Origin of the sequence: Phocoenobacter uteri (assembly GCF_900454895.1) — a bacterium.
Taxonomy (GTDB): Bacteria; Pseudomonadota; Gammaproteobacteria; order Enterobacterales; family Pasteurellaceae; genus Phocoenobacter; species Phocoenobacter uteri.
This window is the reverse complement of the sequence record NZ_UGTA01000001.1, coordinates 1,326,626-1,352,493: the sequence shown is the minus strand read 5'-3', so window position 1 is coordinate 1,352,493 and position 25,868 is coordinate 1,326,626. Positions and strand designations below refer to the sequence as shown.

Genomic DNA, 25,868 nt, shown 5'->3' with positions numbered 1-25,868 from the left:
AGAAAGTCTGTTTTTTGTAAATTTTCACTAAAAAAAGACCGCTTACTCACTATTTTATTCTAGTGTTATAAATGATAATTGCTTGTTTTTAATTTGTAAATTTAGTATATTTACTGGTTGGGTAGAATTTAATTATTCTCCATTTTTCTCTCAAAAAACTCATTTATAAGGATCTTCTATGAATAGTATTTTTCTCCTTATCGCTGGTCTTGGCTTTATGGCTTTAGGCTTCTTTATTTATTCAAAATTTATCGCTGAAAAAGTCTTCAAATTTAGTGAAGATTTCAAAACGCCTGCACACGAATTTAATGATGGTATCGATTATGTACCAAGTAATAAATACGTGCTTTGGGGACACCATTTCACCTCTGTTGCTGGAGCTGCACCAATTATCGGGCCTGCAATTGCGGTAATTTGGGGTTGGGTGCCTGCGTTCATTTGGGTTGTATTTGGTACAATCTTTATGGCAGGGGTTCACGATATGTCTGCAATCTGGGCGTCGGTGCGTAATCGTGGACAATCAATGGGCTTTATCGTTGGTAAAGTGATTGGCGGACGTGCGAGAGCATTGTTAATGGTGGTTATCTTCTTGTTACTATTGATGGTAAACACTGCATTTGGTACGGTAATCGCTCGAATGATGGTTAACACACCTTCTTCTGTGTTACCTGTTTGGGGTGCATTAGTGGTTGCATTTATCATCGGGCAAGCTATTTATCGCTTTAAATTGTCACTTCCAATCGTGTCTATCGTTGGGGTTATCGCATTATATGCGTTAATTTGGGCGGGTCCACAAGTGCCTCTTGCATTACCAACAGAAATGATGGGAATGAGTAGCACAGGTTGGTGGATTTTAATCCTTTTCGCTTATGCAGCGATTGCTTCATTATTACCAGTTTGGATGTTGTTACAACCACGTGATTACATCAATGGCTTACAATTATTCATCGGTTTAGGTATTTTATACGTTTCAATTATGCTATTTGCACCAGATGTGGTTGCACCGGCATTTAATGAAAATATGCCAAACGGCACACCACCAATTATGCCATTATTATTCGTAACCATTGCGTGTGGTGCGATTTCAGGCTTCCACGGTTTAGTTTCATCAGGTACAACATCAAAACAAATCAATAATGAAAAAGATATTCGTTTTGTTGGTTACTTTGGTGCAATGGGTGAAGGGATGCTTTCTCTTGGTGCAATCATCGCAGCAACAGCAGGTTTTGCAACACTTGCAGATTGGGAAGCGGTTTACACTGCATTTGGTAAAGGCTCAATCGGTGCATTTATCAATGGTGGTGGTGAAATCATCAATCAAGGCGTGGGTATCAGCAAAGAAATTTCAGTGACAATGCTAACCGTAATGGCAGCATTATTTGCTGGAACAACAATGGATACCGGTGTGCGTTTACAACGTTATATCGTACAAGAATTTGGTGAAATCTATAACTTACCAGCATTAAAAAATGGTACGGTTGCAACTTTATCAGCAGTCGGTATCTGTATCGGATTAGTATTCGGAACAGGTGGCGATGACGGTGCGGGTGGTTTAACAATCTGGCCTTTATTCGGTACAACTAACCAGTTAATGGCAGGTTTAACCTTATTGATCGTATCAGTGATGTTATTACGTAAAGGTATCAAAAGCTGGTACACCTTATTACCAATGGCATTCTTGCTTGCGATGACTGTAATGGCTCTTTTAATCCAATTACAATCATTCTACGCAAAAGAGCAATGGTTATTATTGGTGTTAGATATCATCATCTTAATCGCATCAATTTTGGTTTCTTTCGAGTGCGTATCAGTACTTAGAAAAGAATGGCCATCAAAAGAGAAAGAAGCGGTTAAATAATTACTAAAATTTACCAAAATAAAAGTCGTCTAAATGTTGAGTTTAGGCGACTTTTTTGTTTTATCTGGAAGTAATTTATTATTTTTATCATCTAATTATGGTAAATTAAATTGAAATTAGCACCCAAAATTTTACTGAAGCACGATTGCTGAGCCTGTCGAAGCATAAGTGCTTCACACACTGTTTTCCCTTCGACAGACTCAGGGAACGAGTACTGTCTTATTTTGTATTTAATTTTCTAACTTATTGATTGAATAATTATATTTGTAGAGATGTTGTATGCAACGTCTCCAAGCTGGATATTTAATTTGTACATTTAGTCATTAATATAACCGCTATATTTAAATTTTATGTTTAATTTATAAAAATCAATAGGTAAAAGTTTGCGGTTGTCCTAGAGTCTAAATAAAGTACATTATTTAACAAGCTGTTATTTTTTATAATAAAAGTTATAATGCAAATCTATTTTTATAAAAAGAAAAAACCAATGAATATTGCAAATCTTAAAGAAAAATTGACCGCTTTCTATGCCGGTTTAGATGAATTTTATCACGCCCCTTATCGCCAAACCCTCGCACGAGCTAATCGTGATGAGGCAGATTTATTTATGTTAATGCTTTTTGCTGAAAGTCTTGGCGTACCAAATCCTGTGGCATTTTACACCCTTGAATTACAACCAATCTTCCTCGAAGCCTTCCATGAATGGCATACCCGAATGGGCATTGAAAAATCACCATTAGAGCATTTTGGTTGCTGTTAATTCGCCGTTGTTAATAAGATATAAATAGAGAAATAAAATGAAATTAGTTGAAAGTTTATTAGATAAAAAAGTCATCTTTGTTGGTGGTAAAGGTGGAGTAGGGAAAACGACTTCATCGGCGGCGTTAGCGGTGCATTTTGCAAGCTTAGGGCGTAAAACCTTAATTATTTCAACGGATCCCGCCCATAGTTTGGGTGATGCTTTAGCGATTGAACTTAGTCATACAGCAACTCAAATCAATGATAATTTAGATGCCATTGAATTAAATTCTCACACTATTATCCATAAGCATTTTGAACAGGTAGAAAATACGCTACGAGCTTATACCAACCCTGATATGATGCCCAAATTACGTGAGTTTTTAAAACTTTCTCATCACGCACCAGGTGCAGAAGAAGCGGCGATGTTGGAAGCAATTTGTCAGCATTTGGTGGATGCACAAGCGGATTATCAGCATATTATTTTTGATACCGCACCGACAGGGCATACTTTACGTTTACTGAGCTTACCTGAAATGATGCAAGCGTGGACAGACGGCTTACTCGCACAACAAAAACATCAAACTAAATTACGAGAAGCGTCACAAAATTTGGATAAACAGCGTAATTTCAATCCTTTTGTGAAAGAAAATAACCGTTGGAATGATGCAGTAAGCGTGTTGGAAAGACGACGTCAGCTCTTTTCACAAGCAAGAGATATTTTGCATAACCAAGATAAAACGGTGATCGTATTGGTGCTGATTGCAGAAACTTTGCCGATTGCGGAAACGAAACGTGCATTAAAACAGCTTCACGCCAGCCATTTACCTTGCAAGGGTTTAATCGTAAACCAAATTTTAAGCGAACAACAACCGAATGAATTTTGGCAAAAACGTAGTCAAAGACAGCGTGAAATTATGACTCAACTTGATGAGTTATTAGCACAATACAAAGATTTGCAAGCGTTATATGTTCCGTTAAAACAAAATGATATTCAAGGTGTCACGGCATTGGCTGAATTTTGGGACGATGCGTTTTAATTAAGATATATTTCAAATAAGCGGTCAAATTTTTTTTACTTTTTATACATTTTAGTTGAGGGATGAATTATTTCTCAATCATTTTTTATATTTGGGGTTTAATGACATATAGTTCAATAATGATGATGTATTGATAGCACCTTTATATATTGCTGGTGTTCTAATTATATTCAATAAGCGGTGATATTTTTGATGAAATTTGCAAATAAAATCGTATTCAATTAGCATAAATATAATCCTTTATTTGAAAAGAACATATTGATTTTAAAAATAGATATAAAGTTAGACTTATTTTAGTGTATGACGACCTAGTGAATCATGAATCTTTTACTGCTTGAGTGCGATGAAAAAAAGGCTAAAAAATGATATAAATATGAAAATATCCTTTTTTAAACAAGCAAGAATTGATACAATCTTCACTAGTAGTTGCGATATTTTAAGAACCTTGCTTGAAAACACTGCGTTGCAAGATAAAAGTTGACCTATGTTCGTTGATGAACTTATCGTCAAATTTATTGTAACCTTAGGTTATAAAAGAAAATATTATCGTTTCAACACAAGTGAATAGTTCTAGTTTATTGGAAGCAGTGATAAATAAATTAGGATAAAACAGTATAAATATCAATTAGAGAAGGGTGGTTTTATGTCAATACCAAATAAAGACGTTAAACAAACAACGGATAAAGCTGAAGCAGTTGTTTCTGAACAAAAAAATGCACAATCAGGAAAAGCAACGAATAACAAAAATTTCAATAAAAAAGATAAAAAGTCAAATACGACATCAACGTCTAACGTAAACAATTCTAAAAATTCTGAATCAATTTCAGAGAAGACTGAAAAACCTCAACCAGAAAAAACTGAAAAAGTAGCAGAAAAACCAGCACCAAAAAAAGAAGAAAAAGAAACTAAAAAATCAGGTGGTACGGCGATTGCCTTACTTGCATTGTTGATTTCTTTAGGTGTTGGCGGTGCTGGTTACTATTTTGGTATGCAAAAATTTAATCAATTAGAACAAAAGATTGCAAGCCATTCGCAACAATTACCAGCAGGCTCATCAAGTGAAGGATTAGAGCAGAAATTTGCTGAATTAAGCACAAAACTTGAAAATCAAGTAAAAGCAGATATTCAAGCGGGCTTATCTCATTCAATGATGAATGGGCAAACTACTGCCTCAGAGGGTGGGGAAAAAACCGATGTTGTGGCTCACGCTCATTCAAAAATGAAAGAATTAGCGGAAAATTATGCTCAATCACAACAAAAATTAGCAAAATTAGAAGCAGAACAGACCGCTTATGCTCAACAAATCACTCAATTAAGATCACAGCTTAATGTGGTTGAGCAAGCAACAGGCAATACGACACAAACTCGCTCGGTGGCAAGTGTGTTAGCGGATACTGATTTCTTATTAAATAATGCATTACGCAAAATGCTTGCTGATAATGATGTGGAAAGTGCAAAAGCATTATTAAAAGATGCACTTAATGCTGTTTCAATATCAAATTCTCCAGAGTTAATGCAAGTTCAAGCTGCGATTAAATCTGATTTAACAAAATTAGCGAATATCCATGATGTGGATCAGGATGCTTTAATGCTTAAATTAACGCAACTGGCTAAAAATGTTGATGATCTGCCAATGTTAAATGAGCAAGATGAACCAGTGAGCGTTGCAAGTTCAGAAGTGAGCAGTTCTGTTGAAGATTGGAAAAAGAATCTTGAAAACAGTGCGGAATCTTTCTTGTCACACTTCATTCGTATAAATGATAAGAGTGGAACTTCTTTACAAAAAGTATTTACTTCGCCAAGCCAAGAAGCGTATTTACGTGAAAATATCCGTTTACGCTTACAAATTGCAACACTTGCGATTCCTCGTATGCAAACAGCATTATATAAAGAATCATTAGAAACAGCTGCAACTTGGGTTAGAAGCTATTTTGATGTTGAAGATAGTCACGTGAAAGCATTTTTAAATGAAGTAGACAAACTTGCTGATCAGCCGATTTATACTGATACACCACAACAATTAACCAGCTTAGATTTACTCAATAGCCTATCAGGTCAGAGTGAACAAGCGAAAGAACAATAGGGGGAAAAGATGTTTAGAATTCTTTTTTTAATGTTCTTATTACTTGCAGGTTTAGTTGCAGGTCCTTATATTGCTGGTCATCAGGGATATGTTCGTATTGTAACGGATACCAAAGTGATCGAAATGAGCGTGATTATGCTTGTGGTGTTCTTTGTATCTGCAATGGCGGTGGTTTATTTTATTGAGTGGATCTTAAAACGCTTCTTTGCATTAAGTCGTGGATCTTATACGTGGTTCTTTAATCGCAAACGTAAAAAAGCACAAAAACAAACCCTTGAAGGCTTAATTAAAATGAGTGAAGGGGATTATTCTAAAGCTGAAAAACTAATTGGAAAAAATGCGAAACACTCAGATAAACCTGTGTTGAACTTCATTAAAGCAGCTGAAGCGGCTCAAATGAAAGGCAATGAGAAAGCAGCAAACAGATATTTAGTTGAAGCGTCAAAAATTGCAGGCAATAATAATATCGCACTTGAAATTGCTCGTGCAAAAATTCTGTTATTACAGAAAAAATTACCAGCAGCACGCACAGCGATTGATAGCTTATTAGCACTTGAGCCTTGTAATTCAGAAGTGCTTAGCTTAGCGATTCCAATTTATCAAAAATCAGGTGCTTTTGTTGCAGTTGATCATATTTTAGAGAATGTGAAACATCAAAATATCTTAACCAAAGAAGATTATGTAAATCTTGAGCATTGGGTTGATGATGGTTTATTAGATGAAAAACTTCACGAAGAAGGACAAGAAGGTTTATTAAGATGGTGGCAGGATCAACCAAGCCGTCGTAACAGATCTGTCTATGCCCGTGTTGGCTTAATTAAGCGTTTAATTGATTGTGAAGATCACGAATCAGCTCAACGTTTAGTAATGGAAACCGTGAAGAAATTTGATGATAATGAACTTGAAATCTTATTTGATGAATTGACTCGCTTAGAAATTGCAGGCAATACACGTTTATTAAAATTATTAACAAAACGTGGTAAAAAAGCAGCTGAAAATTACAGTGATGATTACGCTCGTATCGTGGGTTATGCATTGGTACGTGATGGTCAATATGCACAAGCAAAACCATATTTCCTTCAACTTCTTGACCATAGAGAGTGTAATGCAAATGACCGTGTGATGGCAGCTTGTGTAGCAGATCATACATCAGATAGAGAGTTATCAGCACAAATTCACGCTTTAAATTTAAAAGAAGTGAATGTGAAAGAAGTGTCTCCTGTTTTAGCATTACCTGAAACGGTAGAGCAATAATAGTACAATATAAAAACAGTTAGTTTTAAATAAAACAGCCCAAAAGTAATCAATCTACTTTTGGGCTGTTGTTTTTTTATCAAAGAAGCTTAGGTTATTCCGTGTTTTTTTATTCTTGCTATGTTAAGATCTTTCTCTTATTTTGTATAAAATTTGTTAATGAGAACAAGAATGATAGATCAACATTTATTGACTGCTCGAAGTGAAAGAGTAGCCATTATTTCAGGTGTGAGAACGCCTTTTGCAGAGCGAGATTCTGCATTCAAAGAGGCGTATGCGACAGATTTGGGAACAATGATTACCAATGAGTTATTAAGCCGAACCCCAATAGATCGCAAAGAGATCAGCCAACTGGTGTTTGGACAAGTTATTCAGCAACCTGATATTCCTAATTTAGCTCGTGAAATTGCTCTATCATTAAGTATGCCTCATTTACAGGCTTATACATTAAGTAGTTCTTGTATTTCTGGAATGCAGGCTTTTGCCAATGTCGCGAGTAGTATTGTCAGTGGCTCGATTACGACGGGGATTGCAGGTGGGGCAGATTCTATTTCAAATGCACCATTTAGTTTAAGTCCGTTAATGGTTAGAAAAATTAAGGGGATTTTTAGACAAAAAACCTTAGAAAGAAAATATGAACTGTTACGTCAGTTATCGTGGCGAGATCTAAAACCGAACAGTGTTAATTTAAAAGATTATATGACACAGCTTTCGGTCTCTGATATTTCAGAGCAAATGGCACAATATTATGGTATTAGCCGTCAAGAACAAGATGATTTTGCTCGTCTTTCTAACCAGAACGCTCAAAATGCGTGGAAAATTGGCTTGTTTAAAGATGAGGTAATTTCGTCTTTTCCAAGACCTTACAATGACTTTGTTGTATCGGATAATTTGAATCCTAAAGCGAGTCGTCGTCGCTATTATGAAGGTTTTTCCCCATTAAGTTCTTCGGATTATGCAACAGTTACTTCGGCAAATATTTCTCAACCAGCCGATGGGGCTGCTGCTATTTTATTGATGAATGAGAGCAGAGCCAAAGCATTGGGATTAAAACCTCTTGGTTATATTAAAAGTTATGCGATCACGGGCAATGATATTTGGGAAAATATGTTTGTTGGTTCGGTGATTTCAAGTGCAAAAGCATTGGATCGTGTGGGATTACAAATACAAGATTTGGATTATGTCGATATCCACGAAACCTCAGCAAGCCAAGTTTTAGCGAATTTACAATTATTTGAATCGCAAAAATTTGCAAAAAATCACTTAAATCGCACCGCTTGTTTAGGCGAAATTGATAGACAAAAACTCAATCATCTTGGTGGTTCTATTGCGTTTGGTAATCCTCGAGCCGTGAGTAGCTTACGTTTAGTGATTCAATCATTAAATGCATTGAAACGTAAAGGGGGCGGTGTGTCATTAGTCGCATCGGGTGGTTTAGGTGGCTTAGGGGCTGCAATGATATTGGAAAGCGAAGGATAAAAAATGCAATCACAATTAAAAAATTTATCATTATTAAAACTTGAAATGCAGCCATCAAATATTGCATTGTTAAGTATTGATGTACCTGATAATGCTGTTAACTGGCTACCTGAACATTTTTTTCGTGAGCTCAATGATGTTTTAGAATATTTAAAAACGGATTTACCTAGTGGGCTAGTGATTACATCAGCTAAAAAGCAGTGTTTTATTCAAGGCTTTGATTTGGATTGTTTTCAAAATAAAACAGCGGATGAATTAAAACAGTATTCTGCGTTTGCACAACAAGTGCTAACGAGTTTAGCGAATTTAACAATTCCAACGTTATCAGCGATAAATGGAAATTGCTTTGGTGTAGGACTAGAAATCGCTCTAGCCTGTGATTATCGTTTTGTCAGTGATAAGCAATCCCTTAATTTGGCATTGCCACAAGTGCTTTCTGGTATTTTACCTTTTGCTGGAGGAACGCAACGTTTGGCTCAATGTATTGGGTTGCGTAATGCCACACCGTTGTTACTTTCTGGTAGAAAAATTTCCCATAATGAAGCGTTAAAATTAGGTTTAGTAGATAAAATAGTACCCGTTCCTCGTTTATTAGCTCTCTCTTATCAATGGATTAAACAGCGACAAAATAATGTGCCACCTCTGAAAAAAAATCCACTTTCTCTGACGATTAAAAAGTTAGAAAATAGCCATTATTTACGTCATAAATATTTAGAGCGAGCAGAAACAAAAATTTGGTTAAAAGAGTTTGGACATTATCCTGCTATTAAAAAAATTATTGATGTTTTGAAAGAAACTGATTTTGACATAGCATTACAGCAGGAACAAAATGCTTTTGTTGAGTTGTTCCAAACAGAAGAATCGCAAGTGTTGATTAAGTTAAAACGTACTCAACGAGCAATGCGACTTCAATATCGTCATATTAGTAATAAAGTGCAAGATGTGAAGCACGTGAGTATTCTTGGTAGTGGTTATATGGGAGCAGGAATTGCGTATTTAACCGCGAATGCTCAAATTCCAGTGCGGATTAAAGATATTCAGCCGATAGAAATCCAAAAGGCATTACATACTTGCTATGCGTTGATGAGAGACGCTGTTGCGAATAAAGAAATGGCGTATGGTGAAATGATTCAGCGAATGAATCTAATCTCAGGAGGCGAGCGTTTGGTTTCAATGCAACAAACGGATTTTATTATGGAAGCCGTTTATGAGAATTTAGCCTTGAAACAACAAATTTTACAGGAAAGTGAACGTTTTTATTCTGAAAAAGCCATTTTTGCAACGAATACTTCGACTTGTCATATTCAAGACATTGCGAGTGTTGCGAGACATCCAGAACGCGTGATTGGTTTTCACTATCTTAGCCCTTTAACAAAACGTAAAATTGTTGAAATTATTCCCCATAAAACGACCAGTGATCAAGTGATTGCAACAGCAGTTCATTTTGCGATTCAGCAAGGACGTATTCCAATGTTGGTGTCGGATACTGAAGGTTTTTTTGTAAACCGCGTTTTAATCCCTTATTTATTAGAGGCGATAGAATGCGTGGTTGATGGCGAAGCGATTGAATTTATTGATCGTTCATTACAAGAGTTTGGATTTCAAATCGGCCCGTTATCAATGATAGATGATATGGGATTGGATATGATTGTGAAGTCAAATTTTGCAATGGTGTCAGAATTAGGTGAGCGTTTTAGATTGCCAAAAAATATCAGTTTACTTGTGCAAAATGAACGTAAAGGACGTAAAAATAAACGTGGTTTTTATTTATATGATTCGAATGGCGAACGTAGCCAAGAAGATAAAAGTATCTATCACGTAATGGAAGTTATTCCGCGTAACGATTTAGAATCAGAAGAAATCGTTCGTCGTTGTTTGCTACGAATGATCAACGAAGCCTGTTGGTGTTTGCAAGATAACGTGATTTCATCAACTGATGAAGGTGACGTTGCCTCTGTATTTGCAATGGCATTTCCTGAATTTAGAGGGGGGATCTATGCCTATATCGATAAAATTGGGGCAAAAGAGATTGTTAAACAGTTACGCAAACACACTGAACTTTATGGTTCACGATTTGAGCCTTGTGATTGGTTGTTAGAACGAGCTTAGTTTTCGTTTGCTCATAAAAAAACACCTTTATTCTTAACTAATTAGGAATAAAGGTGTTTTTTATTGCTTTGAGATAAATGAGGTTTTTTGTAAATTTTTAAAAAAATATGACCGCTTATTCAAATACTTTTTTGATTTGTTCGTTAGTCAAATGCCCTGCTTGAGATTTTTTGATATTAAGTTCTTTATCTAAAATGATACTTGAAGGATAACCACGAATTCTGGCTCGTTTAATAATTTCTCCTTGTTCATCAAGTAGTACAGTGATATTTTTGTAATCTAATCCGTTGTACCAGCGAATAAAATCTTCCGTTGATTTTTCGCCTCTGTGAGTCGGCGAGACAATGGTAATCACTTCAAAATTTTTGTCTTTTTCAGCACTCAATTTATCAAGGTCTGCTAATCCCGCTAAGCAGAATGGACACCACGATGCCCAAACTTTCACATAAACGTCTTTACCTTTATATTGGTTAAGTGAAACAGGCTGATTATTCAAATTTTTAAGTGGAATATCCGCTAAACTTGTTTGTGCATAGGCGTTAATTGAGAATAACGCCAGCAATATAGAAAAATATTTTTTCATTTTTTGTTCCTCACATAGTCTTTACATAAAGACATTTAAGTTATTCGTAATCAGCAAAATACCCATTAAGATAATCAGTACGCCACCAAAAATTTTGAATTTACCGAGATGGTTATTTAATACTTTGGTTTTCTTCAATAATTCTTCTGAGAATAATGAGAAAATGACAAAAGGTGTTGCGAGTCCAAGTACATATACAAACATCATTGTCACCCCATAAAGTGCTGAACTTTCTTGGCTCGATAAGGCTAATACTGATGCTAAAATTGGGCCAATACAAGGTGTCCAACCTAAGCTAAATGTGAGTCCTAAAATAAAGGCTTCAATTGAGGCACTTTTACCTGAGGTTTTAATTTCTACGGTTTTGGTTCTTTCTAAAAAGCCGAATTTAATGATATCTAATTGATGAATACCAAGAATAATGACGATTACCCCTGCGACAACACGCGTCGTTTCATTAAAGAGCAAGTCGCCTAAAAAGCTAAAACTAAATCCGAGTCCAATAAAAGTAACAGATAACCCTAGAATAAATAAAAATGTATTAAGGATTTTTCTGCCTCCTTTACTTAAAATACCAAAATAGATCGGCATAATTGGAAATATACACGGCGATAAAAAAGAGGCTAGCCCCGCTAAAAATACACTACTAATAACTAATTGTTGTTCGATCATCTTATTTTGTTTGTCCTTTTACTTGGTTGATTAAATAACCATATCCTTCTGCTTCCATTTGTTCTAATGGAATAAATTTAATTGCGGCACTGTTAATGCAATAGCGTAAGCCACCTTTGTCTTTTGGACCGTCATCAAAAACGTGTCCTAAGTGTGCTTGACCACTACGGCTTAATACTTCAGTTCTGACCATATTAAAACTCGTATCATCATCATAATTTACGACATCTTTATCAATTGGCTTCGTGAAGCTTGGCCAACCACAGCCCGATTCAAATTTATCCATTGATGAAAATAACGGTTCGCCAGTGGTGACATCTACATAAATACCGTCTTTGAAATTATCCCAATATTCATTACTGAACGAATGCTCAGTGTTTTTCTTTTGGGTAACGCTATATTGTAACGGTGTTAATTTTGCTTTTAATTCTTTATCGCTTGGCTTTGGATAATCATTTGGATCGATAATCACATTATTTGCTTTCTCTAAATCAATATGACAATAACCATTAGGATTTTTTGCTAAATAATCCTGATGATAGTCTTCCGCTAATACATAATTTTTTAACGGCTCAACTTCCACTTGAATTTTATCTTGATATTTTTTCTGCTGTTGCTCAATCACTTTTAATACAACAGCTTTATCCATATCATTTTGGTAGTAAACGCCAGTACGATACTGTCTGCCACGATCATTGCCTTGTTTATTTACGCTGGTTGGATCGATAACTTGGAAATAGTATTTCAATAATTTTTCTAACGAAATTTTATTGGCGTCATAAGTCACTTTTACCGTTTCCGCGTGATCGGTTTTTCCGATTAGCTGATAATTTGTTTGAGATGTTTTGCCATTTGCATAGCCTGAAACAGCGTCTTTCACGCCATATATTTTTTCCATATAGGCTTCAATACCCCAGAAACAGCCGCCCGCTAAGTAAATATGTTGCAAGTTTTCAGTTTGTGTTTGCGTCATCATTGTATGCTCCATCTGATTATTTGTTTTATTGTTTGCCATTACATTAACGGAACAAACTAATAAAGCCAAGATAGAAAAGTTTAATTTTTTCATTTTCTTTATCTCTTTGAGTCTGTTGATTATTTCATCATTTTATCGTGCATTTTCATATTGTTGTGCATTTTCATATTGTTGTGCATTTTCATATTGTTGTGCATTTTCATATTGTTGTGCATTTTCATGTTGTCTTGCATTTTCATATTGTCGTGCATTTTCATATTGTCGTGCATTTTCATATTGTCGTGCATTTTCATATTGTCGTGCATTTTCATATTGTCGTGCATTTTCATATTGTCGTGCATTTTCATGTTGTCGTGCATTTTCATGTTGTTGTGCATTTTCATATTGTCGTGCATTTTCATATTATCATTCATTTCCATATGATTTTGCATCTGCATATTATCTTGCATTGCCATTTCCTTATTCATCATCTTATCGGTGCTACATGCTGATAATGCGAATACGGCTAAAAGAGAAAGACTTAATTTTTTCATTTTGATTACTCCATAAAATAGGTTGATGTTCTAATCTAATAAATTTTTGAAAGATAATGCTAGGTTTCATTCAAAAAATTGACTAATATACAACGATTTCTCGTCTTATCTTATTAGTCGGGCGAATAGCGAAATCCTTACACTTTTTTTTGACTTTTTTTCAGGAAATTAAATGGAATTTGAAAAAGATAATAATATCAATGAGATATCTAACCATCAAATTGATGATATTCGACAACAAATGTTGAAGTTTGCTCATTTACAGCTAAAAAATAGCGATGTTGCAGAAGATATGGTACAAGATGCTTTATTAAGTGCGTTTAAAAATATTGCACATTTTAAACGTAAAGCGGCATTAAAAACGTGGATCTTTGCCATTTTAAAAAATAAAATTATTGATTATTTGCGTCAAAAAGATCGCTTAGTACTAGAAAGTGATCTAATAGATGAAGAAGATGAAAATACATTTTTTGATCAAAAAGATCATTGGAAACCAGAATATAGCCAAACGGCGTGGCAGGAAAATGAAGATAAAATTTATTCAAAGGAATTTTGGTTGATTTTTGAGGCGTGTTTAACTTATTTACCTGCCAAGCAAGCTCAGGTCTTTATGATGAGAGAGTATTTAGACTTTCCATCGAAAGAAATTTGTGAAACCGTCAAAATCACGACGAGTAATTTACATATTTTGTTATATCGTGCCAGATTACAATTACAACATTGTTTATCTAAAAAATTAGTATCGGAGAATTAAAATGAAATGTTTACAAGTGACTAAACTTATTTCACAGTCCCAAGAAAGAAAATTAAAATTGGCTGAAAAATGTGGGGTAGTGTCTCATTTAGTTATTTGCCCACAATGTCGTAATTTTAATCAGAATTGCCAAACAATGCGTCAAATGATGAAAAAGTTTGCTAAAGAAGAATAAAATAATGTCATTTTTGTTTTAATTTCCTTCATTAGGTTCAATTTTTAGGCTTATGGTATAATAACCATAAGTTTTTTATTTTTTATGGTTTTTATGAATTTCAAACAAACAACGCTTTCAGTGGCTCTGACCACTGCTTTTATGAGCATGACCCAAGCTCAACTTCTTAATATTGATACCTTTCATTATCAGGATTATTTAGATTTTGGGCAAAATAAAGGAAAATTTATCCCCACAGATACACCTTTTGATTATCAAGGTAGGAATGGCAATGTTGCTCATTTTACGGCTATGCCTGATTTTTCTCATCGTAATCAGTCAGGGAATATTACGGCAATGGGACGTAATAATGTTGTCACTGCTTATCATGTGCGTACGTATTTTTATCCGAATACGGTAACGACAAAAGGCGACCATTATAATAATCGCTGGGGCAACACCACTTATTTATTTAATTACGACAAGGCTAAGCAAGAAGAAAATAAAGAAGGCGTTTATGGGCGTGATACGATGTTTTTACGCACCAACAAATATGTCGTAGAAGGGAAAGCCGACGCACTTTCTATTGATGGGATTACTGAAAATCCATCAGCTTTAATCAATACAAAAGAAAAACAATGTGCAGCATTACCAGAAAGAGAGCAAAAAGTTGCTTGTTATAATGAAAATTATGCTCGTAAAACAGAGTTTGATAAGCAAATGACGGATTACTTGATGAATAATCTTGCTAAAAATGAGCAAGGTGATCCTCAATTGTATCAATCGGGTTCTGGTACGCTGAGTTTTATTAAAGATAATGAGAAATTTGGTGCGCTGAATGATCCGAAAAAAGATAATGAAGGTATACAGTACAATATCAATCCTTATCACAATGGTAAGAGTGGAGGGCTTTGGTTTTTATCGGAAGAAGTTTCGCCTAATAGTAAAAGTAATCAAGTTGTTAATTGGGGAGTGGCAACAGGTTTTCTTTCAAACAAACGCAAGGAAAAAGAGCTAAATTTTAATGGCGAAGGCTATGTAATAGAAGGCTCATCTTTTGACGGCGATGGAAATTTTAATAAATATAATCCGAGTGATTTTATTAAGAATAAGTTCGTTTCTGCTGTTGATAAAGGTGACAGTGGTAGCGGTGTGGTTGCTTACGATACCAAAACTAAAAAATGGGTATTACTCGGTGTGAATTCTGAAACCAGCTTTACCGATGCTCGGCTTTCTCCCGTGCTTGATGTGGATTACCAAGATTTTAAGAAAAAATATGAAGTGATCAAAACAGCAAATGATAGCTTAGAAAAAGATAAAGACAATGTTTTTCAAACACCCGTCACTTTAAACTTCACCCAAGATCTAGATTTAGACAGTGGCGGTTTGGTGTTCCAAAAGGGCGAGAATACCTTAACGGGAACGGCAAATATTAGCGATATTGCAGGGCTAGATATTGAAAAAAATGCAACGCTTAATCTCAATAATTCCCTGACTTTAAATGGCAAAAATTTGCATAAAGTAGGCGATGGTACGCTTAAAGTGAATACTGCAACCAACGGAAATTTACGATTTGGAAATGGTACAGTTGAACTTAATAATACAAATGCGTTTGAGAAAATTTATATCACAGGTAAAACCGCAACGGTTAAATTGAACAGCGATTTTGACTCAAATAATAAGCTCTTTTTTGCTGACGGTGGCGGTGTTTTAGACCTAAACGGTCATAATCAACATTTAACCCAAATTTCTGCGAATAATAATCGAGCGAAAATTATCAATGGCGGAACACAAGCGGTCAATTTATCCCTTAATTTAGCAGATAATATTCCTGTCAATGAAAAAGAAAAGGGCATTGCCTATCATTTTTCTGACGATGTCGATAAAAAAGCAAATATTGTTCACGCTCAAATTGGCGATGAAAATCATCAGCAAATAAATGTAAATGTGACAGGAAAAGCAGATAAAAAAATTGCCTTTGATGGTGGTTTTAATGTTAATGATCTTCGCGTAGAAAATGGAACGGTTGTGTTGCAATCGCACCCAACTCTTCACGCTTATTTAAAACCAAGTGCTTATTACACCACACCTCGTGGCGATAATGGTCAATCACGCATTAAGCCACAAAATGCTTGTGATGATATGTGGGTATCACGCTATGATAGTTACTATACCAATCCTTCGCGTCAATGCCACATTGAAATGTATCAAAAATATTTGGCGGATAAAAATGAACGAGACATCACTCGCCCGAGTACGCTAACACAATCGGATTGGGATAATCGTCAATACCGTGCTGAAAATATTACCGTGAATGAAAATGCCAACCTTGTTGTTGCAAGCTCAACGGAACTACACGGAAATATTATCGCCAAGCAAGGTTCAACAGTCAATTTTGGTAAAAACCAACATTTTATTGACCGCTTAGATGGCGAAAATACCTATGGTAACGGCTTTAAATATCAGCAAGCAGTCACAGAGGGAACGGCAACAGCAGATTTTGGTAAAAAATCTTTCAATGATGAAATTACCACAGACAATGCCACAATTTCTAGCACAATCGCACATTTTAGTCCAAGCCATTTGACGATGACTGAGGGCGAACTGAATGCAGATTACTGGCAAGTGAAAGACAATCAAATTGCAAATTTTACTCAAAATATGACCGCTAAGGTGAAAAATTTAATGACTGCGGGAAGTATTAACCTTGATAATTCTACTTTAACGGTAAATGAAAAATTCGAGCAAACCGCAGGGACTATTTCAGGCTTAAATAACGCAACATTGAATTTTAACGATGTAAAATTTACCCAACGTGGCGGAAATATTGCGGTACCAAAAGTGAACTTAAATCACACCGCGATTGCTGATCCTGTGAATTTATCAAATTTAACGCACTTAACCTTAAAAGATAACAGTGCGATTAAATTAAATGACATTGATTTAGCTGATACCACACTCCAAACGGACGATAGCTCAAATATTGAAGTTGCAACATTACACGTGCCAAATAAAGCCGTGACTTTGAATGCGAATACCAAAGTGACCAAAGAATTACAGATCACACAAGGTTCAGAAACAGCGGTGCGTTCCGATAAAGCGACAACCTTGGGCGAGCAGGCTTTAATGAATATTCATTTATCTCAGGAATTTGTGGATAACGAGGCGCAAAAAGAAATTACTATTCCTTTTGAAAATTTAACTGCGGATGAGCAACGTGTTGCATACCTAGATGGAAAAGGCGATTACCGTTATACCTATCTGGATAATCAGATTGTTATTCGTAAAGTACCTAAGCCAACCCCACCAGTGATAGAGCCTAAACAGGAAGAGAACATTGTGACGAAACCTGAAAAAGTTACACCGCCAGTAGTTGAGCCTAAACAGGAAGAACAGATTGTCACTAAACCTGAAAAAGTCACCTCACCAGTGGTTGAACCTAAACAGGAAGAACAGATTGTGACTAAGCCTGAAAAAATCACACCGCCAGTAGTGGAGCCTAAACAGGAAGAAAAAATTGTGACTAAGCCTGAAAAAATCACACCGCCAGTAGTGGAGCCTAAACAGGAAGAAAAAATTGTGACTAAACCTGAAAAAGTCACCCCTCCAGTGGTTGAACCTAAGCAGGAAGAACAAATTGTGACTAAGCCTGAAAAAGTCACCCCACCAGTAGTTGAACCTAAACAGGAAAAACCAGTAGAAGTGTGGCAACATCCTTTATTGAGTCATATAAACAATTATGCGAATAGCCAGCATAATGCCTATTTCTATCGCTTATGGAAGGGGATTAACCAAAATGAGAATTCTACGCCATTACGTAAGAAAATGATGAACAAAGTACGCCACGATTTTACTCAATTAGCGAAGTTGGCGGATCCAAGTGTACATCAATGGGCGTTAGTCAATGATATGATTTTGCGTGATCGTGATAGTTTGTTTACTGAAACGATGGCAAGTCATAATGGCGTTATTCAAGCCTTAGGTGGGCATTATAGTGTCAATGATTCAGTGAAACTTGGCTTGACTGCGTTGTTAGGAAGTCGTCAAGGTGCAAGAATGACACTTCAATATCAAACCGAAGATTGGACGATTGCGTTAAGAGAAAGCGTATTGACGAGTAAAGAAAAAGAAAGCTTTATCGCTAAAAGTACTGCTGAAAAGCAATCAGCAAGCTGGCGTAATACCCTCATCAATAGTGAACTAGCGGTTGAAAAATCGTGGGAATTTGCAAAAAATTGGCAGGTGGGAACGCGTGCTGTATTGGGGCATCAAATGCAGAAAAACAGCGGGTTTGAAACCGAAGATTTTGCGGTGAAAGGAAATCGCCGTCAGTGGTTGACGACAGGGGCTGGATTGATGATTCAACAACAATCTGCACAATGGCAAAATCGCGTTAATATTGGTGCAACTTATTTCACACCAATTGGCGATCACAAACAGCGTGTTGGTTTTATTGGTCACTCAAATTATCAAATTGACGCTAAAAAACTGCATTTACAATGGTTTGCAGATTGGGAAACACGTTATCAAATCACACCGAATTTCAGTATCGGATTTGGCGTTGCTCAGAAAGCGAAAAATACCAGTGCTAAAATAGGCATTGATTACCAATTCTAAGAAATAGAAATATAAAAGCCCACAATATTGGCTCAGACCAAGTTGTGGGCTTTTTTGTTCTATTCTTTTAGAAAGTCACGCCAATAACGGCTTGGAAATTTGTATCAGATAGCTTGTCCTGACGACCAATATCTTTATTCAATCCTAAATTGATATAGAACGATGAATCTATTGGTTTAAATTGCAAGCCCGCCATTACATTGACCCAGCTTTTATCTTGCTGAATCGCAGTTAAGAATGCACTACCGTTCAGTGTTGCTTTAATATTCTTTTCTTCGTTGTTCCACTCTTTCACCCAACGTGTGGTGAGATAAGGTTGCCACTGTTGAGACTTATAACGTAAATCAAACCCTATGCCACTTTTCAGGCTGTGTAGTGTATCCACAGCAAATTCCATTTGGGTAATATCCGCATTTTCTTCCCCAAATGCCCCAATGTTGGTTTTGGTTTTATTTAAGTCTGCTAATAGCGTGAAATCCCAATTATTGAATTGCCACTCATAGCCCCCAAATACAGAGAATCCCAAGCTATTGGTATTGCTATGTGCAGATTGAGGATGACTTGATTCCCCAATGTGAGTCATTCGTTGAGTGTCAAATTTAGTCAGATTGAGTTGTGCTGCCGATCCTAAATACCAATGTTGAGCATCATAGCGTAGTGCAGTACTCAATGCTCGGTTTCTGGTTTTAATATTCACCAAGCCATTTTGGGTGTTTTGTTGTTGTGTATTCGCAAAAACCGCCCATTGCCAGTGTGGATCAAATTGTACTTTTGCGCCAATATGCAAGCTATCGCCCTCTTTTTGTTTTTGATAGCTGATAACTGAGCCAAGAGTATGTGCTGTTTGAGGTGTCAGACGATTTTGATTACTTTGTTGGCGGGTGAAATCAGATACAACATCATCTTGTTGTTGTAACATCGGAATTAAAATCCCCATCTGTTTTGGTGTTTGTACCACATTTAAAATATAGTCAGCCATCGCCTTATGAGCTTTGGTACCTGGATGGAAACTATCTGCAAATAATCGTTTATTTGCTACCGCTTGATCTGCTGGATTACACGCGGGGGTTTTTGGATCTGCAGTACTGCCTTCGCAAGCTGGGGCTGTGGTATTTTCAATACCGTAACGCAGTGGATCGCTGATCATCTCTTTAACCAACCCATCAGCATCCACTCGCACAATATTGCCTCCAACTTGGTTTAATGCCGTAGTGATATTCGCATTGACTAAATGGGTGACTTTTAATGCTTCTTGGGTAATTTTTTTGTATGCGGTGAGTAAGGCTTTTGCGATGCCTTTTGCATCATAGCCTGCTTTTGATAATCCCCATTGAGTGATACTCCAACGGCTTTTATAAAAATCTTTGGCAGATTTTTCAAACACCTGTAAGCGATATTTTTCTAAATCTTGTGCATTTTTGGTTGGTTGTGCGGATAGCTCTTTTGCGGCGTGATTAAAAATGGTAATAAAATCATTTTTGTTAATAAAACCTAATGATTTTTGAGAAATCATATTTCCTGCGGTGAGCCCTAACTGATTAAAAAATTCAGGGGTATAAGTGATATTTGGAATTGTTGGTGCAATCACTTGTGTCACACCAGCCTGTTTTAATTTCTGCCATTGCATTGCCATTGTTTGCGTCATTTCTTGCATACTCGCTAAAACATAGGCTTGTTTTTCTTCGGGTGTTTTTTTCGTGATTGCTTGGGCAAGTATTGCCGCCATATCATTTCCACCCGCCCAAAGAATGTGCATCGCGTCTTTTTTTACAGCGGTATTTAAATAGTGATCAACTTGTTTTTCAACCGCCAAATGAGATTGAATCGGGGTACGAGCATTATTTTTACCCACAATCACACCACCACTAAACGCATAATTTGTACCATTTTGTGTCGAGGGGGTTAATTGGCTGCCGAGAGCATTCGCCAAATGTTCGTTATAAAGCCAATGATATTGCCCATTGTTTTTCAAGTATGCCGCTTTATGATTCCAGTTATTTTGTCCCATATCACTTAAACTATCGCCAAAAACGACGACTTCTTGTGCCATAGACACTGAACTGAATAAACATAATAACGATAATGTATTTCTTTTAAATTTCACAAAAATATCCTTACATAATTAAAAAAGATCAAATAATTTTTACCATAACTTCATCGTTATGCCTTATTTTTTCTGTATTTTCGAATTGTGGTCGGAGGTCTTGAAATGGAAGGTTTTGATTGATTTTATGGGACTTTTTGCAAAATTTGATAAAAAAATGACCGCTTGTTGAGATGAGTGAAGCGGTCATTTTTTAGTTAAAATTTACAAATTATATAAATTCGGATCATTTTCATCAGGGCGTGTTTTAAAGCGTCTATGTAGCCACATATATTGCTCTGGGGCATTCATAATCTCTTTTTCCACGACTTTATTCATCAGCGTTGCGGTATCAACATCATTAGTGCAATGGCTAAAATCAACCGCAGGACTAACGGTTAAAGTATAGCCTGAACCATCTTGATTGCGAACTGGCGAGAAGGGAATAACCACTGTATTTGGGGCAGAGCGGAGTAGCATTCTTGTTCCAGTGGTTGTCGCCGTTTGTTGCACGTTAAAGAAAGGCACAAAAACAGTGTTTTTTCTACCGTAGTCGTGATCGGGGGCGTACCAAATCATCTCGCCTTGACGTAACGCTTTAATCATTCCTCGTAAATCTTTGCGGTTAAGTAATGCTTTGTTTGAGCGAACGCGTCCTCTAAATTGTATCCAGTCTAAGAGTGGATTGTCATTTGGTCGGTAAACGCCAATGCCTTGATGATGTAGCCCCATAATTCTTGCACCAAGCTCTAAGGTAAGAAAATGCACACCAACGAGAAGAATACCGTTTTGCTCTTTTTCTGCTTGTTTTAGGTGTTCTAATCCTTCAAATTTTGACCATTTTAAAATACGTTTATCCGACCAAAACCACGCCATTCCCGTTTCAATAATTGCCATTCCGACGGATTCCGTATTTTTTTCTACAAGCTCAGCGATTTCATTTTCAGAGTAATCGGGAAAGCAAAGTTCTAGATTACGTTTTGCGATAGCGGTACGATATTTTCCAAATTTTGCCATTTTGAAAAGTTGACTTAATCCTTTGCTAATTTTTAATAAAATAGGGTAAGGAAGAAGTAAAATGAGGCGGAAAAAGCCTAAGCCAAACCATAATCCCCAATATTTAGGGGCTAAAAAGGCTGTTTGAAAAGGCGGAAATTTTGTTTTATCACTCATTTTTATGCTCATTATTTCTATTTATATCGTCATTTTTCGCTAATTATAATCAAATAAATGTGAAAAGTGTTAGCTACTTCAAATTTTTCAAGTTTTTTTATGATTTTGCTCTTGATATTTTTATTCATAAGACTTAAGTTAGAACTATCTTGAAACGACCTAAAAAAGGTCATCATCAGAGAGGTAAAAACTATGACAATTAACATTTCAAGTAAACAAATGGATATTACCCCAGCCATTCGTAGTCATATTGAAGATCGCTTAGCCAAATTGAGAAAATGGCATACTCAGTTAATAAATCCTCATTTTATGATCCATAAATTACCGCATACCTATGAAGTGGAAGTTTCAATCGGTACACCAAATGGCGACTTATTTGCGAAAGCACAGGATGAGGATCTTTATAAAGCAATCAATGGTGTCGAGCAGAAATTAGAAGTGCAGCTCAATAAGCAGAAAACAAAAACAGAATCGCGTCGCACTGACCGTAGTTTGAATGTTGAATAATTATTTTTATGTTATAATCTTAGCCCACAATCTTCATTGTGGGCTTTTTAATTTGTAAAACCTTTCAATTCAATAATCCATATCAATAGTAAAATTACTTGACTAAAATAGTCAGGTATATAAAATTACGTCTTAATAAAAGCAAATGGGATATTTTATGAAATTAACATCAAGAGGGCGTTATGCCGTTACCGCAATATTAGATATTGCGCTTTATGGAAAATCGAAGCCAGTGAGTTTGGCTGATATTTCAGAACGTCAGGCGATCTCATTATCTTATTTAGAACAACTTTTTGGACAGTTACGTAGAGAAGGCATTGTATCTAGCGTGAGAGGGCCAGGTGGAGGCTATCAGTTAGATAAAGCCGTTTCAGATATTAGTGTTGGAATGGTGGTGAATGCTGTCAATGAAAATCTTGATGTAACCAAATGCAAAGGCAATGGAAATTGCAATAATGAATCAAGATGTTTAACGCATTCCCTCTGGGAGCGTTTAGAAGATCAGATTGCCGATTTTCTTTATACTATTTCAATTGAAGAATTAGTTTCAGAGCATTTAGAACGTCAACGTTAAAAAATTTTAAAGAAGTAGATTAGCTGCTTTTTATATTAGGAGAGAAAATGAAATTACCGATTTATTTGGATTATGCTGCAACCACACCAATGGATCAGCGTGTCGCAGATGAAATGATGAAATATATGACCAAAGACGGTATCTTTGGTAACCCTGCTTCTCGTTCGCATAAATTCGGTTGGGAAGCCGAAGAAGCAGTAGATATTGCACGTAATCACATCGCTGATTTAATTGGTGCGGATTCACGTGAAATCGTGTTTACCTCTGGTGCAACGGAATCAGATAACCTTGCAATTAAAGGGGCGGCACATTTTTATCAAACCAAAGGTAAGCATATCATCACTTGTAAAACCGAACATAAAGCGGTGTTAGATACTTGTCGTCAGTTAGAGCGTGAAGGTTTTGAAATTACTTATTTAGAGCCAGAAACCAACGGCTTGATTGATTTAGCAAAATTTGAATCAGCGATTCGTGAAGACACGATTTTAGTCTCAATTATGTTAGTGAATAATGAAATCGGTGTGATTCAAGATATTGAAACTATGGGTAAAATTTGCCGTAGCAAAAAAATCGTTTTCCACGTTGATGGTACGCAAGGTGTGGGTAAATTACCTGTTGATGTGAAAGCGATGAATATCGATTTAATGTCGTTTTCAAGTCATAAATTATACGGACCAAAAGGCATCGGTGGTTTATATGTAGGACGCCGTCCACGTATTCGTTTGGAAGCGTTAATTCATGGTGGCGGGCACGAAAGAGGTATGCGTTCAGGCACATTACCTGTTCACCAAATCGTGGGAATGGGCGAAGCATACCGTATCGCGAAGCTAGAAATGGCAATGGAAATGGAGCGCTTAACGGTGTTGCGTAATCGTTTATTAGACGGCTTTAAAGATATGGAAGAAGTGTATATCAATGGCTGTATGGAACAAGGTATCGGCTCATTATTAAACATCAGCTTTAACTATGTGGAAGGCGAATCAATGATGATGTCATTACGTGATTTAGCAGTATCATCAGGATCAGCGTGTACATCAGCAAGTTTAGAACCCTCTTATGTATTGCGTGCATTAGGACGTAATGATGAATTAGCACACAGCTCAATTCGTTTCTCTTTGGGTCGTTGGACAACGGAAGAAGAAATTGATTACACCATTGAAGTGGTGAAAAAAGCGGTGGTTAAATTGCGTGAACTTTCGCCACTTTGGGATATGTACAAAGAAGGCATTGATTTAAGCACCATCGAATGGGCAGCACACTAATTAAACAGAATTGAGAAAAAGGATAGAAAATGGCGTATAGCGAAAAAGTAATAGATCATTATGAAAACCCACGTAACGTTGGGACATTAGACAAACAAGATAGCCACGTTGGGACTGGAATGGTAGGGGCACCTGCCTGTGGTGACGTAATGCAACTGCAAATTAAAGTAAGCGATGAAGGCATTATTGAAGATGCGAAATTCAAAACTTACGGTTGTGGCAGTGCAATTGCGTCAAGCTCACTGATTACTGAATGGGTAAAAGGCAAATCTCTTGATGAAGCACAAGCAATCAAGAACAGCGACATTGCACAAGAACTTGAATTACCACCAGTAAAAGTGCATTGCTCAATTCTTGCAGAAGACGCAATCAAAGCAGCAATCTCTGACTACAAAGAGAAAAAACGTTAATTTTCATCATGTTATGAAAAGTTAAAATAAAGCGGTAAGATTTTGTAAATTTTTTGCAAAATTCTACCGCTTGTTTGGTAATTAAAATCAGCAAAAATAAAGAAAATTTAAAGGAACGACAATGGGTATCACATTAACAGAAACCGCAGCGAACAGAGTAAAATTATTTTTAGACAAACGTGGTAAAGGTATTGGATTACGCTTAGGGATTAAAACCTCAGGCTGTTCAGGTTTAGCTTATGTGTTGGAATTTGTTGATGAATTAAATGAAGAAGATCACGTGTTTGAACAACACGGGATCAAAATTATTGTCGATCCCAAAAGTTTAATTCACCTAGAAGGCACACAGCTTGACTACGTGAAAGAAGGCTTAAACGAAGGTTTCAAATACACTAACCCAAATGTCAAAGATGAATGCGGCTGTGGCGAAAGTTTCTACGTATAGTTTTTGTGTATAGTTTAGCGTAACAATTAGGAAAAATAATGAATAATCCTTTTGAACTCTTTGATCTAGCGGTTAAATTTGAGATCGATAATGCAAAATTATCCGCAAATTATCTCGCCTTACAAAAAGCGTTACACCCAGATAATTTTGCAACGGGTACGGCTCAGGAACAACGTCAAGCAATGCAAAAATCAGCACAACTGAATGACGCATTGCAAACCCTAAAAGATCCGATTTTGCGAGCAGAGGCGATCATCGAAATTGCCACAGGAAAAGCAGAAAATATCGAACAAAAAAGCAATAATGACATCGAATTTTTAATGCAACAAATGCAATGGCGTGAAACCTTAGAACAGATCGAAATTGCAAAAAATGAAGAAAATCTGACCGCTTTCACAACTGAGATTGAACAACAAAATAAAGAAATTTTAAATCAATTAAGTGAAACCTTAGCTAACGAACAATGGCAACACGCCAAAGCATTATGCGATAAATTACGTTTTATCAAAAAATTAAATGTCGAAATTGAGAGAGTAGAAGAGAGTATTTTTGAATTGTAAGTGA

22 protein-coding genes are annotated in these 25,868 nt (G+C 36.3%); 16 read left to right on the top strand and 6 right to left on the bottom strand.

From position 1 onward, the window contains the following. Positions 1 to 178: 178 nt before the first annotated feature. The 7 genes from DYE60_RS06140 to DYE60_RS06110 all read left to right on the top strand — a co-directional run bounded on the left by DYE60_RS06140 (position 179) and on the right by DYE60_RS06110 (position 10,561). A complete protein-coding gene (locus DYE60_RS06140) occupies positions 179 to 1,858 on the top strand; it encodes a carbon starvation CstA family protein (protein ID WP_115315750.1) in 1,680 nt (559 codons plus the stop codon). A gap of 487 nt (positions 1,859 to 2,345) precedes the next feature. Continuing rightward, positions 2,346 to 2,618 carry a cory-CC-star protein gene (locus DYE60_RS06135; RefSeq protein ID WP_115315749.1) on the top strand — a complete coding sequence of 91 codons (273 nt, stop codon included), beginning with the start codon at positions 2,346 to 2,348 and terminating at the stop codon, positions 2,616 to 2,618. Positions 2,619 to 2,655: 37 nt separating this feature from the next. Then, positions 2,656 to 3,636: an ArsA family ATPase gene (locus DYE60_RS06130; protein ID WP_115315748.1), complete on the top strand. Its 981-nt coding sequence runs from the start codon at positions 2,656 to 2,658 to the stop codon at positions 3,634 to 3,636. Positions 3,637 to 4,279: 643 nt separating this feature from the next. After that, on the top strand, positions 4,280 to 5,719 hold the full coding sequence (locus tag DYE60_RS06125; RefSeq protein ID WP_115315747.1) for a uroporphyrinogen-III C-methyltransferase: 1,440 nt from the start codon (positions 4,280 to 4,282) through the stop codon (positions 5,717 to 5,719). Positions 5,720 to 5,728: 9 nt separating this feature from the next. Then, positions 5,729 to 6,973 (top strand): heme biosynthesis protein HemY, encoded by a 1,245-nt coding sequence (locus DYE60_RS06120; protein WP_115315746.1) that lies wholly within the window; start codon positions 5,729 to 5,731, stop codon positions 6,971 to 6,973. 171 nt (positions 6,974 to 7,144) lie between these two features. After that, complete coding sequence (locus DYE60_RS06115; RefSeq protein ID WP_115315745.1) at positions 7,145 to 8,452, top strand: acetyl-CoA C-acyltransferase; 1,308 nt, start codon at positions 7,145 to 7,147, stop codon at positions 8,450 to 8,452. Positions 8,453 to 8,455: 3 nt separating this feature from the next. After that, the gene (locus DYE60_RS06110; protein ID WP_115315744.1) at positions 8,456 to 10,561 is read left to right on the top strand and encodes a 3-hydroxyacyl-CoA dehydrogenase NAD-binding domain-containing protein; all 2,106 of its coding nucleotides are present in this window, start codon (positions 8,456 to 8,458) and stop codon (positions 10,559 to 10,561) included. A 115-nt stretch (positions 10,562 to 10,676) separates the two neighbouring features. Here the strand turns inward: DYE60_RS06110 and DYE60_RS06105 are convergent, their stop codons facing one another. The 4 genes from DYE60_RS06105 to DYE60_RS06090 are packed head-to-tail and all read right to left on the bottom strand — an operon-like array spanning position 10,677 to position 13,325. After that, the gene (locus DYE60_RS06105; RefSeq protein ID WP_115315743.1) at positions 10,677 to 11,144 is read right to left on the bottom strand and encodes a redoxin family protein; all 468 of its coding nucleotides are present in this window, start codon (positions 11,142 to 11,144) and stop codon (positions 10,677 to 10,679) included. Positions 11,145 to 11,165: 21 nt separating this feature from the next. Beyond that, positions 11,166 to 11,816: a cytochrome c biogenesis protein CcdA gene (locus DYE60_RS06100; protein WP_115315742.1), complete on the bottom strand. Its 651-nt coding sequence runs from the start codon at positions 11,814 to 11,816 to the stop codon at positions 11,166 to 11,168. Between the two features lies 1 nt (position 11,817). Continuing rightward, positions 11,818 to 12,885 carry a bifunctional peptide-methionine (S)-S-oxide reductase MsrA/peptide-methionine (R)-S-oxide reductase MsrB gene (gene msrAB / locus DYE60_RS06095; RefSeq protein WP_115315741.1) on the bottom strand — a complete coding sequence of 356 codons (1,068 nt, stop codon included), beginning with the start codon at positions 12,883 to 12,885 and terminating at the stop codon, positions 11,818 to 11,820. Between the two features lie 26 nt (positions 12,886 to 12,911). Continuing rightward, complete coding sequence (locus tag DYE60_RS06090) at positions 12,912 to 13,325, bottom strand: putative periplasmic lipoprotein (RefSeq protein WP_115315740.1); 414 nt, start codon at positions 13,323 to 13,325, stop codon at positions 12,912 to 12,914. 196 nt (positions 13,326 to 13,521) lie between these two features. On the opposite strand from DYE60_RS06090, the gene DYE60_RS06085 reads away from it, so the two are divergent. From DYE60_RS06085 to DYE60_RS06075, 3 genes are all read left to right on the top strand, one after another. Continuing rightward, positions 13,522 to 14,079, top strand: coding sequence for a sigma-70 family RNA polymerase sigma factor (locus DYE60_RS06085; protein WP_172460410.1), 558 nt, complete (start codon positions 13,522 to 13,524; stop codon positions 14,077 to 14,079). Position 14,080: 1 nt separating this feature from the next. Beyond that, on the top strand, positions 14,081 to 14,254 hold the full coding sequence (locus DYE60_RS06080; protein ID WP_115315738.1) for an anti-sigma factor family protein: 174 nt from the start codon (positions 14,081 to 14,083) through the stop codon (positions 14,252 to 14,254). 93 nt (positions 14,255 to 14,347) lie between these two features. Then, positions 14,348 to 18,850, top strand: a complete 4,503-nt coding sequence (locus DYE60_RS06075) for a S6 family peptidase (RefSeq protein WP_172460371.1) — start codon at positions 14,348 to 14,350, stop codon at positions 18,848 to 18,850. Between the two features lie 67 nt (positions 18,851 to 18,917). Here DYE60_RS06075 and DYE60_RS06070 read toward each other — a convergent pair whose 3' ends face one another. Together DYE60_RS06070 and DYE60_RS06065 are read right to left on the bottom strand one after the other, a co-directional pair. After that, positions 18,918 to 20,954, bottom strand: coding sequence for an autotransporter domain-containing protein (locus DYE60_RS06070; protein ID WP_245942685.1), 2,037 nt, complete (start codon positions 20,952 to 20,954; stop codon positions 18,918 to 18,920). Positions 20,955 to 21,158: 204 nt separating this feature from the next. Beyond that, on the bottom strand, positions 21,159 to 22,106 hold the full coding sequence (locus DYE60_RS06065; RefSeq protein ID WP_115315736.1) for a Kdo(2)-lipid IV(A) acyltransferase: 948 nt from the start codon (positions 22,104 to 22,106) through the stop codon (positions 21,159 to 21,161). Between the two features lie 192 nt (positions 22,107 to 22,298). Between DYE60_RS06065 and hpf the strand changes: the two genes are divergently transcribed. The 6 genes from hpf (at position 22,299) to hscB (ending at position 25,864) form a co-directional block, all read left to right on the top strand. Then, the gene (hpf, locus tag DYE60_RS06060) at positions 22,299 to 22,613 is read left to right on the top strand and encodes a ribosome hibernation-promoting factor, HPF/YfiA family (protein WP_115315735.1); all 315 of its coding nucleotides are present in this window, start codon (positions 22,299 to 22,301) and stop codon (positions 22,611 to 22,613) included. 157 nt (positions 22,614 to 22,770) lie between these two features. Continuing rightward, entirely contained in the window at positions 22,771 to 23,187 is a 417-nt protein-coding gene (locus DYE60_RS06055; protein WP_115315734.1) for an Rrf2 family transcriptional regulator, read from the top strand. A gap of 47 nt (positions 23,188 to 23,234) precedes the next feature. Beyond that, positions 23,235 to 24,449: an IscS subfamily cysteine desulfurase gene (locus DYE60_RS06050; protein WP_115315733.1), complete on the top strand. Its 1,215-nt coding sequence runs from the start codon at positions 23,235 to 23,237 to the stop codon at positions 24,447 to 24,449. A gap of 29 nt (positions 24,450 to 24,478) precedes the next feature. Then, on the top strand, positions 24,479 to 24,859 hold the full coding sequence (gene iscU, locus DYE60_RS06045) for a Fe-S cluster assembly scaffold IscU (protein WP_115315732.1): 381 nt from the start codon (positions 24,479 to 24,481) through the stop codon (positions 24,857 to 24,859). A 121-nt stretch (positions 24,860 to 24,980) separates the two neighbouring features. Next, entirely contained in the window at positions 24,981 to 25,304 is a 324-nt protein-coding gene (gene iscA, locus DYE60_RS06040) for an iron-sulfur cluster assembly protein IscA (protein WP_115315731.1), read from the top strand. Positions 25,305 to 25,342: 38 nt separating this feature from the next. Then, positions 25,343 to 25,864: a Fe-S protein assembly co-chaperone HscB gene (gene hscB, locus DYE60_RS06035; RefSeq protein WP_115315730.1), complete on the top strand. Its 522-nt coding sequence runs from the start codon at positions 25,343 to 25,345 to the stop codon at positions 25,862 to 25,864. Positions 25,865 to 25,868 lie beyond the last annotated feature (4 nt).

What these genes read in the sequence shown, in the direction of transcription:
- DYE60_RS06140 (WP_115315750.1), top strand. Translation starts at nt 179, where the DNA reads ATGAATAGTATTTTTCTCCTTATCGCTGGTCTTGGCTTTATGGCTTTA.
- DYE60_RS06135 (WP_115315749.1), top strand. Translation starts at nt 2,346, where the DNA reads ATGAATATTGCAAATCTTAAAGAAAAATTGACCGCTTTCTATGCCGGT.
- DYE60_RS06130 (WP_115315748.1), top strand. Translation starts at nt 2,656, where the DNA reads ATGAAATTAGTTGAAAGTTTATTAGATAAAAAAGTCATCTTTGTTGGT.
- DYE60_RS06125 (WP_115315747.1), top strand. Translation starts at nt 4,280, where the DNA reads ATGTCAATACCAAATAAAGACGTTAAACAAACAACGGATAAAGCTGAA.
- DYE60_RS06120 (WP_115315746.1), top strand. Translation starts at nt 5,729, where the DNA reads ATGTTTAGAATTCTTTTTTTAATGTTCTTATTACTTGCAGGTTTAGTT.
- DYE60_RS06115 (WP_115315745.1), top strand. Translation starts at nt 7,145, where the DNA reads ATGATAGATCAACATTTATTGACTGCTCGAAGTGAAAGAGTAGCCATT.
- DYE60_RS06110 (WP_115315744.1), top strand. Translation starts at nt 8,456, where the DNA reads ATGCAATCACAATTAAAAAATTTATCATTATTAAAACTTGAAATGCAG.
- DYE60_RS06105 (WP_115315743.1), bottom strand. Translation starts at nt 11,144, where the DNA reads ATGAAAAAATATTTTTCTATATTGCTGGCGTTATTCTCAATTAACGCC.
- DYE60_RS06100 (WP_115315742.1), bottom strand. Translation starts at nt 11,816, where the DNA reads ATGATCGAACAACAATTAGTTATTAGTAGTGTATTTTTAGCGGGGCTA.
- msrAB (WP_115315741.1), bottom strand. Translation starts at nt 12,885, where the DNA reads ATGAAAAAATTAAACTTTTCTATCTTGGCTTTATTAGTTTGTTCCGTT.
- DYE60_RS06090 (WP_115315740.1), bottom strand. Translation starts at nt 13,325, where the DNA reads ATGAAAAAATTAAGTCTTTCTCTTTTAGCCGTATTCGCATTATCAGCA.
- DYE60_RS06080 (WP_115315738.1), top strand. Translation starts at nt 14,081, where the DNA reads ATGAAATGTTTACAAGTGACTAAACTTATTTCACAGTCCCAAGAAAGA.
- DYE60_RS06075 (WP_172460371.1), top strand. Translation starts at nt 14,348, where the DNA reads ATGAATTTCAAACAAACAACGCTTTCAGTGGCTCTGACCACTGCTTTT.
- DYE60_RS06065 (WP_115315736.1), bottom strand. Translation starts at nt 22,106, where the DNA reads ATGAGTGATAAAACAAAATTTCCGCCTTTTCAAACAGCCTTTTTAGCC.
- hpf (WP_115315735.1), top strand. Translation starts at nt 22,299, where the DNA reads ATGACAATTAACATTTCAAGTAAACAAATGGATATTACCCCAGCCATT.
- DYE60_RS06055 (WP_115315734.1), top strand. Translation starts at nt 22,771, where the DNA reads ATGAAATTAACATCAAGAGGGCGTTATGCCGTTACCGCAATATTAGAT.
- DYE60_RS06050 (WP_115315733.1), top strand. Translation starts at nt 23,235, where the DNA reads ATGAAATTACCGATTTATTTGGATTATGCTGCAACCACACCAATGGAT.
- iscU (WP_115315732.1), top strand. Translation starts at nt 24,479, where the DNA reads ATGGCGTATAGCGAAAAAGTAATAGATCATTATGAAAACCCACGTAAC.
- iscA (WP_115315731.1), top strand. Translation starts at nt 24,981, where the DNA reads ATGGGTATCACATTAACAGAAACCGCAGCGAACAGAGTAAAATTATTT.
- hscB (WP_115315730.1), top strand. Translation starts at nt 25,343, where the DNA reads ATGAATAATCCTTTTGAACTCTTTGATCTAGCGGTTAAATTTGAGATC.